Here is a 12,556-nt window from a genome sequence, read left to right on the forward strand (position 1 = left end):
TGAAAATCGATGCGCCGGGCCGGGCTCGCCGGTGGTGGCTTGAGAACGTTTGCTGTGCCCCGAAAGCGCTTACTTGACAGGAGTTATGCTACCCCAAAGTAAGTTGAGCACAGGAAAATTCTCCAAAGAAATCACAGATTTTTTGCTTGCCGTGCAGAAATCCCACGACAGAATTTCAACTCTTGCCGAACAATATTTGCATGCCTATAACGGTCGTAATTCGCCTGAAAAGATAAAACGGCAAAGCTGTCAAAAAGGCTATTGAACCGCCACCGCGCGCGCCTCGGCCTGCAGCGCGCGCACCCGCTTCAGGTAGCGCAAACAATAAATACCGAAGGCCAGCGGCGCCTTGTCCATGTGGCGCCGGCGCACGTTGAATTCCTCCTGGCGCGCCTTGAGCCGGTTGGCCGAGGACACACTGCCCTCGTGGTCGCGGAACACGGTCAGGGGCTGGTCGATCATCGCCGGGCGCGAGACGGCCCCGAGCCGCAGCCACAGGTCGATGTCCATCGCGTACTTGAGTTTCTCGTCGAAGCTGCCGACCCGTTCGAAGGCCGCCTTGCGGACGAACACGGCCGGATGCGGGATCGAGCTGCGGCCGGCCACGAAGGAGCGGTAGGAAAAGGCCGGCATCGCATAGGGCGGCACCATCTTGCCGTCCTTCAAGACCTGGATGTTGCCGTACACCCAATCCACGGGACGCCCGGACGCCCTCGCCTCGTCGAAGGCGCGCTTGACCGTGGCCAGCACGTCGGGACCATTGTAGTAATCGTCCGAATGCAAATGGGCGATGATCTCGCCCCGGGCCGCTTCGATGCCCTGGTTCATGGCGCGGCTGATGCCGCCGCCGACGTCGCGCAGCACCCGCTTGTTGCCGGGATAGGCGGCAATCATGTCGAGGGTGCCATCGGTGGAGCCGCCGTCGACGAAGATGTGTTCGAAATCCTGGCAGGTCTGGCGCTGGACCGAGGCCAGGGTGTCGGCCAGCGTCGCGGCGCTGTTCCAGGTGCAGGTGACGATGGAGAAGGTCGGCTTGCCGGGGGCTGGGTTCGGCTGCTTTGGCTCATTAGTGTGCATAGAAGTCCACGATCTTGGGTAAGGCCTGGAAAACGTCCATCCCGGCCGTGGCCGGCAGCGGGCGCGCCGCTGCCGGACGCGCCAGCTCCTCGCCGAGGAGCGTGACCAGCTCCTCCATCGAGGCAGCCAGGCGCAGCTGGCCGGGATAGGACTCGTAAACGGCAAGCTCGGGATTGCCGCCGCGTGCCAGCGCCAGGCAGGGTCGGCCCAGCGCCAGCGCTTCGAGGATGGTGGTGCCGCAGGGTTCTTCCCACACCGAGGGCACCACGCAGACATGGCTGGTGGCGGTCAGCGCCACCACTTCCGGGTTCGGCTGCCAGCCGAGGAAGCGGATCTGCTCGCTTGAATACTCTGCTTCCAGCCCCGCGCGCAGGGGGCCGTCGCCGACCACCAGCAGCTGCGCCTGCGCCGGCAGGCGCCCGCGCGCCGCAGCCAGAAATTCGGCGAAGCCCTTGCCGGTGTCGATGCGCCCGGCCAGCAGCACCCGGCCCTGCACCGGCCCCTGCGCCGCGGCGGCCAGCTGCGACAGCTTGCGGTAGTTGATGAAGTTGTGGATCACGCGCGAGCGCGACAGATCGGCATGCGGCAAGGTGCGCAGAAACTGGCGGCGCAGGAAGTCCGACACGAAGATGGTCTTGTGGCGCGCAAAAGTGCGCTCGGTCTCGCCGCGGTAGCGCGCCACCGCGTGGCCGGACAGCACCGTGCGCAAGGGTCCCGGCGCCGCATGGGCGCAGCCGGCGCAGGCGCGCGCCGCCGTCTCGGTGCAGACCGCGCCTTCCTTGAAGCGCAGGTGGGTCACGCATTCGCTGCCCTGGTCGTGGCGGGTCTGGACGAAGTTCAGGGCCGGGTCGACGTACAGGCCGGTCATCGGCAGGTGGCCGTGGTAGTGCACCACGTCATAGGCGGACGCGTGTTCGGACAGCGCGCGCGCCACCCGGGCCGCGAACCAGGGCCGCTTGGCCGGGTTGAAGAAACCGAGCTGGGCTTCCTTCCAGCCAACGCGGCGGAAGTCGAAGCCGGGGATGAAGCGGCCCTGGAAGCCGATCTCTTCCGCGCTGCGCGCATGGGCGCGGTCCGAGCGGCCCATGATGTCCACCGTATGCCCTTCTTCCAGCAAGGCGTTCGACAGGGTCACCACGTGCTTGGCCAATCCACCGAGCTGGGCGCCCGGCAAGTCTTCCGACACCATCAATATCCGCATCTGCTAGCCCCCCGCCGGATGCAAGCGCGCCCAGCCGGCTTTCAGGCGCGACCAGGCCAGCAGGCGGTCATCGCGTTCGACCACGAACAGGACGCCGTGCACGCCCAGCAGCAGCACGGTCACGCCCAGGATGAACAGGAAATCCCAGGCCCCGCGGTCGAACAGCTGCTCGGCCGCGGTGGCGGCCACCGCCACCAGCGCCACCCCGGCCAGGCCGGGCGCATAGGCTTGGGACAGCAGGCGCCCGAAGCTGGTCGGCACCGTGCGGCTGTGCACGTACAGCAGGAAGCCGCTGGTGAACACCGTTGATGCCGCCAGGTGGCCCCAGGCGGCGCCGTCGATGCCCCAGCCGGCTACGCCGGCGTACACAATGGCCAGCCCGGCCAGCGCGCGGGTCACGGCGAACAGGCCGGATACACGCGGGTGGCCCATGCCGTCGTTCACCAGCGACGGCAGGCTGGTGAGCGAATCGACGAACTGGGCCAGCGCCATCACGGCCAGTACCGTGGCGCCGTTGCGGGCGAAGGCCTCGTTCATCCAGTAGCCGAGGATCTGGTGGGCGAACACCGCCACCAGCACCAGGATGGCGGCGTTCAGGAAGACCACGTAGCGCGTCGCCTTCAGGTAGACGCGGTCGAGGCGCGCGAATTCGCCGCTGGCCGCCAGCGCGCTGGCGGCCGGGAAGAACACCCCGGACAGGCGGAAGGTCAGGCTCAGCACGCGGTTGGCGAGCGTCGCCGCCACCGTGAAATAGGCCAGGCCGGTGACCCCGACCAGGGCGCCGATGATCAGCTTGTCCGCATGGGCATAGGACAGCGTGGCGAAGCGCGACAGGAAGGAATAGGCCGAGAAGCCGAGCAGCGCGTTGCGGAAGCGCGAGCCGGGCCAGCGCCAGCGCATGCCCGGCAGCAGGCGCCGGATCGCGCCCCACAGGATGGCGCAATGGACGCTCGAGGCCACCACCCGCAGCAGGATCACTTCGAACAGGTTATAGCCGAGCAGCAGTACCCCGACCGTGGCCAGCGGCACCAGGGTGCCGAACACCATCTCGAGGCGCGCCGAGATGTCGTAGCGCATCAGCGCTTGCGGCACGCTGTTCAGGTAACTCTGCAGCTGGCCGGCCAGGAAGCCGAGCGCGGCCAGGCGCAAGGTGGCGGTGGCCTCCGGCACCAGGGCCTGCGGCACCGAGAACACATCGCCGACGAACCAGGCGGCCCCCAGCAACAGGCCGAGCGCGCCCAGCAGGCCGATGCCGGCATACGTGGCCAGGCCGAAGGAAATGGTCTCGAAGATCCTGTCATCGTCCTCACGCGCATTGTGTTCCGCGATGTACTTGACCGAACCGGCGGTGACGTTGATGTCGATGACGGCGAAGTAGCCGACGATGGCCGTGACCAGCGAGTACACGCCATAGCTGGCCTCGCCCAGTCCCTTGACGACCAGCGGCACGGTGCCAAGCATGACCAGCGCGGGAATCGCGGCGCCGAGCAGGTTCGACCAGGCGTTGCGGGCAAGACGCAGGTTCATCAGGCGCTCACCAGGCGCGGACGCGGCACGAAGGGCTTCACGGCGGGATGCAGTCCCCGCTGCGGCGCCGGCGCAGCCTTGGCGACGGCCATCGCCAGGTAAGGCAGGGCCAGGCAGACCGCCAGCATCTGGCTGGTGCGCACCTGCGGGAACGGGGTGCCGATCAGGAAGTCCGGGATCATGAAGGCCAGTCCGGCCACGCCGGCCGTCGCCAGCCCCAGCAATTCGGGCGGCAAGGTCTTGAGGGCGCGCCGCGCGAACAGTATGAAGGTGAGCAATGTGCCGAACAAGAGGACGGTGCCGACCACGCCGCTCTTGAGCGCGATGTGCAGCACGCCGCTATGCAGGAACAGGCCGCCGTCCGGGTTCTGCTGCCACGAAATGTACTGGTAGCCGGTGTACCTGCCCCAGGAACCGATGCCGGTGATCGGGTTGGCCAGGAAGTCGCCCAACGCGAACTTCAGTTCCAGCACCCGTTCGCTCTCGGGTCCGAAGCGCTTGGACTGCATGTCGTACACCAGGCTCGACAGCCCACTGCCCGCCCCCTTGGTCTGCGACAGGCGCTGCACCGCCACATAGGTGAGCGCGGCGCCGACCAGCGGCAGGCCGGCCGTCATCAGCTGCATGCGGCGCTTGAGCGGGAAGCGCATCATGATCACCAGGAAGGCCAGCATGAAGCCGATCCAGGCGCTGCGGCGGTAGGACAGCAGGATGCACAGGCCGGTCGACACCAGGGTCATCCACTCGATGGTGCGCCAGAATGCCGGGCGCTCGATCTTGACGGTCTGGAACAGGTGGACGGCGGCGATCGCGAAAGCGATGGTGCACACCAGGCTGTCGTTGATGTCGAAGAAGGTCAGGCGGATCTTGATCGCATTCAGGTTGGCGTAGACGTTGTTCGGATCGCCGCCGAAGGCCGCCCAGCGCACCAGGCCGAACAGGGAGCGGCACAGGCCGACGATCAGGATGAAATGGGTCAGCTCCAGCACGTGCTCGCGGGTGCGGAAGGACAGCAGCATGAGCGAGATCAGCGGCGCCATCCAGACCACGTTCGAGAAGCCCTGCGGGGTCAGCGCCTCGGCCACCGTGACGCCGGACATCAGGCCGACGCCCACGTGGGCGGCCAGCAGCACGCCCCAGGCCCAGAACCAGGGCCGCAGGTTGCAGGCCGGGGTCGGGTAGCGCTGGAAGGTGGCGGCCACGCGGGCGCAGGCCCAGGCGCCCAGCACGTACCACAGCACCAGGCCGAACAGCAGCATGCCCGAACCGCGGCTGTAGATGCTGCGGGTGGCGAAGATCGCCATGTTCCCGTAGCTGGTGGAGTTCATGCAGAAATAGACCGCCAGGTAGGGATAGACCAGGAAGCGCGGCCAGACCAGGCCGATGCCGATGCCCGCGACCGCAGCCACCGACAGGCCGATCACGAAGGCCCAGGGCAGCGAGTAATACACGTACGGGATGATCGCGTTCAAATTCATCGGGTTGATGTGTCCTTGTTCTTCGTGTTGTCGGCTTCAGGCCTTAGCCGGGTGCCGGTGCCGGCGCCAGCCCGGCGCCGAGCAGGCGGGTGCGGTCGCGCGGCGCCATCGTGCCGAGCATGTCGGCGACGAAGCGGTCCTGGATCCGGTAGGCCCCGGCATCGTCGGCGCCGATGGTCGAGACCCGCACCAGCATGCCGTCCGGGATTTCGCCGGACAGGCCGTAGGCCAGGCGCCGCAGCTTCTGCTGGATACCGGCCCGGGAGGCGTGCTCGCCGATCGTGATCCAGTAGGTGATCGGTTCGTTGCGCTCGTGCAGGCGCGCCACCAGGCGCTTGACCGGCAGCTCGCCGAAGCGGGTCGCCAGTGCGGCCTCGTCTTCCTTCACCATCTGGAAGCCCTGGGCCACGTAGCAGACCTCGGGCAGGTGCAGCTGCAGCGACTTGCTCTGGTCGCCGCCATAGGCGATCGACAGCATCACGCGCTGGCCTTCGGCATTCACGTAGGTGCGCGACAGGGTCTGGTCGTAGATCTTTTCGAGCACGCTCTGCTGCTCGGGATCGGGCGTGAGCGGCACCACCGAGGGGTCGATGCGCCAGTCGGCGAAGCGCTGCGGGATCATCTGCTCCAGGCTGAACTGTTCATGGGCCTGGGGCACCCGCGCCTTGGGCGTGAGCGCGCCGGTCAGGGCCGAGGTGCCGGCCATGGCCAGGCCCAGCACCAGGCTGATGGCGAAACGGCGGTTCATGTTGCCTCCTTCAGGGTCGCGCGCACGCGGCCGCCGCCCGCACCCGGGCCGCCGCTACCGCCTTCGCGCCGCTTGAGCCACCACTGCAGGCCGTTGTCGACCGCCAGGATCAGCAGCAGCGCGGTGACGAACAGCACCATGCCGGCGAAACCGTGCAGGAAGCCCTGGCCGGCGGCGTCGCCGAAGTAATAGGTGATCAGGGTCAGGGCGATCACGCGGATCACGTTGGCCGTGAACGAGATCGGGATGATCAGGATCGCCAGCGTGATGTTGCGGAAGGCCGAGGGGTGGCGCATCAGGTTCAGGTAGAACAGGCCGAGCGCTTCCAGCGTCAAGAGGGTCTGCAGGCCGGCGCAGGCATCGGCCACCAGCAACTGGTACTGGCCCATCTGCAGCACCACGCCGGAGCGCGAGATCGGGTAGCCCAGCGCGAACAGGATGTGTTCGGTCACCCAGGACACCGCCATCTTCATCGGCATCGTCACCGCCGCCACCAGCTCGCTCGGCAGCGGGATCAGGAACAGCATGAAGAAGAAGGGGAACCACAGCACGCGCAAGGCGCGGCTGCCGAACTTGAGCAGCACCACGGCCGCCATCACCACCACGATCGAGGCGACCTCGAACATCAGGATCTTTTGCGAGCGGCCCAGCAGGTGGAACATCAGGCCGATGGCCAGTACCGGCCAGCCGCTCCAGTTGCCTGTCGGCGTGGGGCCAAGGGCCGCCATGACCTCGGGCCATTTACGCCAGATCAGCCACAGCGCCAGGAAGAAGATGATCGGTCCATGGCCCTGCTCTTCGCCGATCCAGGCGCCGGTGAACAGGTCGTAGAAGGTGGGACCGAGCAGGATCGCCAGGCCGAGGAAGACCGGCCACCACTCCGGCAGTGCGCCGCGCAGCGAAGCGAGCGTGCTGCCCAGCTCACGCGGTACCGCCGCGGACTCCTTGCGTGCCGCCGTCGCCATCTCAGAACTCCACCACCACCGAGCCGACCACTTCGGCGCCGGATTCGGCCATCTGCTCGGCCATGCGGCTGATGTTGGCAATGCGGGTGCGGTGCTTGCAGGCCACCAGCAGCACACCGCCGGCGCGGCCGGCCACGGCCAGCGCGTCGGCGCCGGACGCGAACGGCGGCAGGTCGTACAGCACCACGTCGTAGCGGCTTTCCAGCTGGGTATTCAGGTTGCGGAAGCCTTCGCGCGCCAGCAGTTCCTGCGGGTTCGGCGGCAGGGTCCCGGCCGGCATCAGGGACAGGTCGACGAAGGCGGGCACGCGCGAGATCACGTCCAGGTCGGCGCGGCCGGCCAGCAGGTCGGACAGGCCCTGGCGCGGCTTGAGACCGAACATCTCCTGCTGGCGCGGGCTGCGCAGGTTGGCGTCCACCAGCAGGGTCTGTTCGCCCAGCTGGGAGAACACCACCGCGAGGTTGGCCGCGAACAGGCTGGAGCCGTCTTCCGGGGTGACGCCGGCGATCGCCAGCGCGCGCCGGCCGCGGGCGAACCAGCGCAGCATCAGCTGGCTGCGGATCGCGCGCAGCGCCTCGACCTGGGGCGAGAACGGGTCGTAGGCGGCGACCAGCTTGGGCGACAGGTTGGCCTGCCCTTTCTGCAGATAGGGATAGGAGAACTGGCGCGCCAGCACCTGCTGGATGTCGTCCTCGCTGACCAGCCCCAGGCGCACGGCGGCTTCGCCGAAACGGATTCCGAGGTCTTTCTGCATGCGCAGGACACGCTCGGCACTTTCGGGCGTGAGCTTGCCGGCGTCGAGCAGCAGTGCGCCCATGCTCGAATCGGCGTTGGTGTTATGCAATGCGCCCTCATGGGGTGCGCCATGGTGTAGCGCACCGTCGTGGGGTGCACCGGTAGGCAATGCGGATAGCACGGATGAATTCATGGTCGTGTCCTATTCTTGTGTGAGCCGGCTCAGTTCAGCCTCAGCAGGCGGCGCGGCGTCATCAAGGCACGGATGCCGCTGCTGCGCGGGCGCTTCATGCGCCACTCGATGGTGCCGAGCACCGGGATGCCCAGCATGTCCTTGACGTCGCCGCTCGAACGTACCGGGCGGTTGACCAGTTCCAGCAGCAGGGCCAGGCCGACGCCCAGGATGGTGCCCAGCAGGATCGAGACCAGGGTGTTGAGCAGCACGCGCGGGCCGGCCGGCACGGTCGGCGGCACCGCCGGGTTCAGCACCGAGATGTCGGACTGCTCGGCCTGGGCTTCGATACGGGTCTGCGAGAAGCGCTGGCTGGCGGCGTCGAAGGCGCGCTGGGCGCTGTCGAGGTCCTTCAGCATCACGCCGAGCTCGTCGCGGGTGCGGTTCAGCTCGAGCACGCGGGTCTTCTGGGCGGCCAGGGCGGCGCGCAGCTCGGCCTCGCGCTGGCGATAGACCTGGGCATTGGCGCCGACGCTCTTCGAGACGCTGCCCAGGGCGGCATTCAGTTCGGCGCGCATCTTGCCGACTTCCGCGGAGGCGGACTGGTAGACTGGGTGGTTGCGGCCGTAGCGCGATGCGGCTTCGGCCAGCTTGGCCTCGCCGCTGGCCAGGCTCACGCGCAGGCTCTGGACCAGGGCGTTGTTGGCGACGTCGGGCGAACCCACGCCGGTGGCCATGCGTTCACGCGAGCTGGCTTCCATGGACTGGGTCTGGGCCGCGACCAGCTGGGCCGACAGGTCGTTCAGGCGCGACAGCTCGATATCGACACGGTTGTTGTCGAGGCTGACGATGCCCTTCTCCTGCTGGTATTTCGACAGGCGCGCCTGGGCGGCCTCGAGGTTGTCGCGCAGCTGCTTGGTCTGTTCGTTGAAGTAGGAAGAGGCTTTCTTGGCCGGCTCGGTCTTGAGCTGGACGCTGATCTTCTGGTATTCGTCGGCGAAGGCGTTGGCGACGGCGGCGGCGAAGGTCGGGTCGGCGCCCTTGAAGCTGATCTCGACCACGCTCGATTCACGCGAGGGCATGATCTCGAGCTTCTTGAGCAGCAGGTCGGCCAGCCAGTCGCGCACCGTGCCCTTCCCTTCGTTGGCTTCGCGCCACTGGGCCTGCACGGCCGGGCTCGATGCGAGGCGCAGCGAATCGACCACCCGCAAGGCCACGTTCTTGCTGCTGATGATGTCGATCTGGGTCGCCATATAGCCCGGCATCAGGTTGCCCGGCATGGTGAGTCCGCTCACCGGGTCCACGCCCTTGTAGTTGAGGAGCACGGATGCGGTGGCCTTGTAGGTCTTCTGCTGCACCAGGCTCCAGCCCAGCGCGAGCAGGACCGTGACCAGCAGGGTTCCCAGGATGATCTTTTTCCTGGCCAGTAGGATCAGCAGAAATTGATGGACGTTCATGGCCTTACCTTTGCATCAGATGCCTTTGACAGCGGGTGGACAAAACGGGACTGCGGCCCGGCGCGCCGGCTGCGGCGCGCCGGAAAACTTCTTAGAACCAGCTTTCACGCACGGTGATCACATCGTCGACCTGGACCGGGTCGTTGGCATTGACATTGATCGTCACCGGATTGCCGCTGGCATCGCGGCGGGTGACCTTCATGCCCTTGTTGCTGCCGCGCATGTTCAGGCCGCCACCGGCCGAGACGGCCTGCTGGACGGTCATGCCGCGCTCGAGGCGGAACGGACCCGGACGCTGGACTTCGCCGGTAACGTAGGCACGCGGTGCGCGTTCGACGTAGATGATGTCGCCGCCGGCCACTTCGTAATCCTTGTTCAGCTCGCCCTTGCGCACCATGTCGACCACGTCGATGGTTTCGCGGGTGGTGTTGCCGTTGCGGGTGCGCACCAGGTTGATGATGTCGCCGCCCTCGCCGTGGATGCCGCCGGCCATGGCCAGCAGGTCGAGCACCTTGCGGCGCCCTTCCACCGCGTAGCGGCCCGGACGGTTGACGTAGCCCAGCACCGAGACCTGCTGGCTGGCCAGCGTGGTCACCAGCATGTTGACCTGGGCCTTCTTGAGGAAGCCGCCCTTCTCCAGCAGGTCGCCGATCTTCTTCTCGGCCGCCGCCACCGACAGGCCGCCCACCGAGACCTGGCCCAGCAGCGGGAAGGTGATGTTGCCGCTGTCGCTGACGCGGGTCTCGAGCGCGAGATCGGGGCTGCCGTAGACGGACAGCTTGACCACGTCGCCCGGGCCCAGCACGGTTTCGGCGGCACCGGCGATGCCCATGGTCAGCACGAGCGCGGCTGCCATCATCCACTTGACGAATCTTTTCATGATTGCTCCTTCAATTCTTTTGCTGTTGGTCGATGAGGGATGAATCTACGCTTACTTCAGACCTGCCACGCCGCGGTCGAGCGCTGCCTTGTCGGCAGTGCCGGCCTCGGGCGCCGGTGCGGGCGCGATCGAGGTCGGGCCGGCCGGCGCGGCGGCCACCGCCGCGGCAGCCGGATCCGCCGCGGCCGGCGCCGGTGCTGCGGACGGCGCAGCACCAGGCGTGTTCGGGTTCGGCGCGTAATCCTTGTTCAGGTAGGCAATCTTGGCGGTGCCGCGCAGGCGCTGGATCTCGGCCGCGGCCAGCTCCTTGTTCTTCTTGTTCATCAGGTACTGGCTGATCTGCGGTCCGGCGATGGCCAGGGTGACGGGCGCGTCGCGCACTTCGGCGATCGAAATCAGCATCGCACGGTCGCCTTCCTTGACCGCGAACAGCTGGCCCTTCTGCATCGACAGCAGCTTGCTCGACAGCTGAGGATTGAGATCGGCGGTGCTGCGGGTGACCTGGGCGCGTCCGTACTTGATGTTCTTCGCATCGAGGAGCACGGCGATTTCTTCCAGCGACTTGGCATTGTCGGCGGCCGCACGCACCTCCGGCGTCAGGTCGTTGGCCGCGAGGATCAGCTCGTTCATGGCGAACTGCTTGCGGTTGCTGAAGAACTGTGGGTTCTTGTTGAAGTAGTCTTCCACTTCGGCCGGGCTCGGACGCTGCGGCTCACCGATCTTCTTCTGCATATAGGCCTGGGCGATGATCAGCGAGCGCGCGCGCTCGATGGCCTGCATCACCTTCGGGTCGCGGTCGAGCTTTTCCTTGGCCGCTTCGCTTTCCAGCAGTTCGCGGTCGACCAGGGCCTGCAGGACCTGCTTGCCGGCCACCTGCTGCTGCGCCGCCGACACGCCCAGGCGCTGCAGTTCTTCGTTCAGCTGCAGCACGGTGATTTCTTCGCCGTTGACGCTGGCCAGGGCCTGGCCCGGCTTCGACTCCTTGGGGGCCTCGTCCTTGTTGCAGCCGGCCAGGCCGGCCGCGCACAGCACCAGCGCCGCCGCGGACAGCAGGCGCCTGGGAGTTGGGAAAGAAGTTTGGTTGGCTGCCAAATGGAAGGTTTTCAAGATAATTTCCTCGACGTTAGTTAGCGGGTGAGCCCGCCTCTTTTCCTCTTTTTATTCGTGACCCGCTCCAGAATTCAGGTCAGAACCGGGACTCATCCATTCTGGGTTCCGCACGATTCGTTCTCTGTTCGTCAATTAACACTCTGCTACCGCAGCAGCACGGGCGACTCATGCCGCCACCGCCGACACGCCGCCGGGCGCACGTCCGAGCAGTCCGGCCGGCACTTCCTGCGGCCCTGATTCGGCGTGTTCGTCCTGTTGGGCAACGAAGGCCTCGTAGGCGCGGCGCAGGCCTTCCTGCAGCGGCATGCTGGCGCGCCAGCCGAGCGCGGCCAGCTTGGAGACGTCGAGCAGCTTGCGCGGCGTGCCGTCCGGCTTGCTCGCATCGAAGACGATGCGGCCGCGGTAGCCGACGGTCTCGCCCACCAGCCGCGCCAGCTCGGCGATCGTGACGTCCTGGCCGGTGCCGACGTTGATGTGCGAATGCATGGGATCGGTATTGGCCGCGTACACGTCGATCGGCAGGTTCATCACGTAGACGCTGGCGGCCGCCATGTCGTCCACGTACAGGAACTCGCGCATCGGCTTGCCGCTGCCCCAGATCACGACTTCGGCCGCATCGCTCTCGCGCGCTTCGTGGAAGCGGCGCAGCAGGGCCGGGATCACGTGGCTGTTTTCCGGGTGATAGTTGTCGCCCGGCCCATACAGATTGGTCGGCATCACGCTGCGGTAATCGGTGCCGTACTGGCGGTTGTAGCTTTCGCACAGCTTGATGCCGGCGATCTTGGCCATGGCATAGGGCTCGTTGGTCGGCTCGAGGATGCCGTTCATCAGGTATTCCTCGCGGATCGGCTGCGCTGCCAGGCGCGGGTAGATGCAGGAGGAGCCGAGGAACAGGAGCTTGCGCACGCCGGCGCGCCAGGCTTCGTGGACGACGTTGGCCTGCACCATCATGTTGTCGTAGATGAACTCGGCCGGATAGGTGTTGTTGGCATGGATGCCGCCCACCTTGGCCGCGGCCAGGTAGACCTGGTCGATCTGCTCGGTACGGAAGAATTCGCGCACCTGGGCCTGGTCGGTGAGTTCCAGTTCGGCATGGGTGCGGGTGACGATGTTGGTGTGGCCCTGGGCGCGCAGGACGCGCACGATGGCCGAGCCGACCAGGCCACGATGGCCGGCGACATAGATGCGAGGCTGATTATTCAACAC

At 66.7% G+C, this 12,556-nt stretch carries 11 protein-coding genes; all 11 read right to left on the reverse strand.

Going from position 1 to position 12,556, the window contains the following annotated elements; all coding sequences use genetic code 11:
- Positions 1-258 precede the first annotated feature (258 nt).
- Complete coding sequence (locus tag ACSQ25_RS17570; protein WP_436106958.1) at positions 259-1,077, reverse strand: glycosyltransferase family 2 protein; 819 nt, start codon at positions 1,075-1,077, stop codon at positions 259-261.
- Positions 1,067-2,278 (reverse strand): glycosyltransferase family 4 protein, encoded by a 1,212-nt coding sequence (locus tag ACSQ25_RS17575; protein ID WP_436106959.1) that lies wholly within the window; start codon positions 2,276-2,278, stop codon positions 1,067-1,069. Before ACSQ25_RS17575 ends, ACSQ25_RS17570 begins: the two co-directional genes overlap by 11 nt.
- A gap of 3 nt (positions 2,279-2,281) precedes the next feature.
- Positions 2,282-3,805: a lipopolysaccharide biosynthesis protein gene (locus ACSQ25_RS17580; protein WP_436106960.1), complete on the reverse strand. Its 1,524-nt coding sequence runs from the start codon at positions 3,803-3,805 to the stop codon at positions 2,282-2,284.
- A complete protein-coding gene (locus tag ACSQ25_RS17585) occupies positions 3,805-5,283 on the reverse strand; it encodes an O-antigen ligase family protein (protein ID WP_436106961.1) in 1,479 nt (492 codons plus the stop codon). Before ACSQ25_RS17585 ends, ACSQ25_RS17580 begins: the two co-directional genes overlap by 1 nt.
- A gap of 43 nt (positions 5,284-5,326) precedes the next feature.
- Positions 5,327-6,031 carry an exosortase-associated protein EpsI, B-type gene (epsI, locus tag ACSQ25_RS17590; protein WP_436106962.1) on the reverse strand — a complete coding sequence of 235 codons (705 nt, stop codon included), beginning with the start codon at positions 6,029-6,031 and terminating at the stop codon, positions 5,327-5,329.
- Positions 6,028-6,996 carry an exosortase B gene (xrtB, locus tag ACSQ25_RS17595; protein ID WP_436106963.1) on the reverse strand — a complete coding sequence of 323 codons (969 nt, stop codon included), beginning with the start codon at positions 6,994-6,996 and terminating at the stop codon, positions 6,028-6,030. Before xrtB ends, epsI begins: the two co-directional genes overlap by 4 nt.
- A gap of 1 nt (position 6,997) precedes the next feature.
- Positions 6,998-7,813 carry a chain length determinant protein tyrosine kinase EpsG gene (epsG, locus tag ACSQ25_RS17600; protein ID WP_436108098.1) on the reverse strand — a complete coding sequence of 272 codons (816 nt, stop codon included), beginning with the start codon at positions 7,811-7,813 and terminating at the stop codon, positions 6,998-7,000.
- Positions 7,814-7,953: 140 nt separating this feature from the next.
- Positions 7,954-9,360, reverse strand: a complete 1,407-nt coding sequence (gene epsF, locus ACSQ25_RS17605; RefSeq protein ID WP_436106964.1) for a chain length determinant protein EpsF — start codon at positions 9,358-9,360, stop codon at positions 7,954-7,956.
- A gap of 91 nt (positions 9,361-9,451) precedes the next feature.
- Positions 9,452-10,240, reverse strand: coding sequence for a polysaccharide export protein EpsE (gene epsE, locus ACSQ25_RS17610; protein WP_436106965.1), 789 nt, complete (start codon positions 10,238-10,240; stop codon positions 9,452-9,454).
- 51 nt (positions 10,241-10,291) lie between these two features.
- Positions 10,292-11,347: an EpsD family peptidyl-prolyl cis-trans isomerase gene (locus ACSQ25_RS17615; protein WP_436106966.1), complete on the reverse strand. Its 1,056-nt coding sequence runs from the start codon at positions 11,345-11,347 to the stop codon at positions 10,292-10,294.
- Positions 11,348-11,515: 168 nt separating this feature from the next.
- Complete coding sequence (gene fcl / locus ACSQ25_RS17620) at positions 11,516-12,553, reverse strand: GDP-L-fucose synthase (protein WP_436106967.1); 1,038 nt, start codon at positions 12,551-12,553, stop codon at positions 11,516-11,518.
- Positions 12,554-12,556: the final 3 nt, after the last annotated feature.

This window comes from Massilia sp. LjRoot122 (assembly GCF_964252725.1).
In the GTDB taxonomy this organism is placed as follows: Bacteria; Pseudomonadota; Gammaproteobacteria; order Burkholderiales; family Burkholderiaceae_D; genus Telluria.

Excerpts from the sequence above, each read along its gene's own strand:
- ACSQ25_RS17570 (WP_436106958.1), bottom strand. The coding sequence starts at position 1,077 with ATGCACACTAATGAGCCAAAGCAGCCGAACCCAGCCCCCGGCAAGCCG.
- ACSQ25_RS17575 (WP_436106959.1), bottom strand. The coding sequence starts at position 2,278 with ATGCGGATATTGATGGTGTCGGAAGACTTGCCGGGCGCCCAGCTCGGT.
- ACSQ25_RS17580 (WP_436106960.1), bottom strand. The coding sequence starts at position 3,805 with ATGAACCTGCGTCTTGCCCGCAACGCCTGGTCGAACCTGCTCGGCGCC.
- ACSQ25_RS17585 (WP_436106961.1), bottom strand. The coding sequence starts at position 5,283 with ATGAATTTGAACGCGATCATCCCGTACGTGTATTACTCGCTGCCCTGG.
- epsI (WP_436106962.1), bottom strand. The coding sequence starts at position 6,031 with ATGAACCGCCGTTTCGCCATCAGCCTGGTGCTGGGCCTGGCCATGGCC.
- xrtB (WP_436106963.1), bottom strand. The coding sequence starts at position 6,996 with ATGGCGACGGCGGCACGCAAGGAGTCCGCGGCGGTACCGCGTGAGCTG.
- epsG (WP_436108098.1), bottom strand. The coding sequence starts at position 7,813 with ATGGGCGCACTGCTGCTCGACGCCGGCAAGCTCACGCCCGAAAGTGCC.
- epsF (WP_436106964.1), bottom strand. The coding sequence starts at position 9,360 with ATGAACGTCCATCAATTTCTGCTGATCCTACTGGCCAGGAAAAAGATC.
- epsE (WP_436106965.1), bottom strand. The coding sequence starts at position 10,240 with ATGAAAAGATTCGTCAAGTGGATGATGGCAGCCGCGCTCGTGCTGACC.